General features: G+C 59.0%; 2 protein-coding genes. Both read right to left on the bottom strand.

Annotation, left to right across the window (positions count from 1 at the left end; genetic code table 11):
- A partial coding sequence (locus AC1DWI_RS24495) for a response regulator (protein ID WP_477726089.1) occupies nucleotides 1-513 on the bottom strand: 513 nt, incomplete at its 3' end.
- On the bottom strand, nucleotides 510-949 hold a 440-nt coding region (locus AC1DWI_RS24490), incomplete at its 5' end, for a sensor histidine kinase (RefSeq protein WP_477726088.1). The genes AC1DWI_RS24495 and AC1DWI_RS24490, both read right to left, overlap by 4 nt.

Here is a 949-nt window from a genome sequence, read left to right as displayed (position 1 = left end):
CTCCAGGCCGCTCACCTGCGCTGCCGCCTGCTGCGCCAGCTCCCATTTGGTGGTCAGCATTCTTGCCAGCTGGCTGACTTCAACCGGATCAAATGGTTTTTTCAGAATCAGGAGGCGATCCCGGGCCTCCAGCCGCGCGAACACATCTTCCCAGGCGTGGTCGGAGTAGGCGGTGCAGATGACGATCTGTACCTTTGGATCAACGCGCCAGAGCCGTTCGATGGTCTCCACACCATCCCAGCCCGGCGGCATGCGCATGTCCACAAAGGCCATGGCATAGGGCCGCCCGGCCCGAACGGATGCCTCGACCTTGTCCAGACCCTCACGTCCCTGGTAGGCCGAGTCCAGCTCAAAGCCATCATCGGACACCGGTGCGGCGTCGCCAAACAACAGGGCTTCGGCATCGTCCAGGTCATGCGCAACCGGTCTGGACGCAAGAATTTTCCGGAAGTCTTCGTGGATGGACGGCATGTCGTCGATCAGCAAAATGCGCCGGTTCTGCAGTTGAGTCATGGCTGGCTCCTGTGTTTTTTCGCATCAGCCGGGCTTTCATCGGGCGAGTGTTGCCGCACAGGCGATGGTATGGTGAAGAAAAATGTGGCACCTTGCCCCACCGCCCCTTCGGCCCAGATACGACCGCCGTGACGGGAAATGATCCGGTGAGCGCTTGCCAGCCCGATTCCCATCCCTGCAAACTCACCCGGTGAATGCAGGCGCTGGAAGGTACCGAACAATTTGTCCGCGTACGTCATGTCAAACCCGACGCCGTTATCACGGACAAAATAAACTGTACTTTCGTTGTCGGGGTGCTGCGCCCCAACCCAGATCTCGGGGGCAGTGGCATGGACGGTGAACTTCCATGCATTGGAAATAAGGTTTTCCATTACCTGGCACAGCAACGCGGAGTCACCCACAGCGACAAGGTTGGGCGTTATGTGGACTTTCACAT

The sequence above is a fragment of the Polaromonas sp. P3_C2 genome, assembly GCF_056402675.1.
Note: the sequence above shows the minus strand (reverse complement) of the source record. Positions and strands in the feature narration are given on the sequence as shown.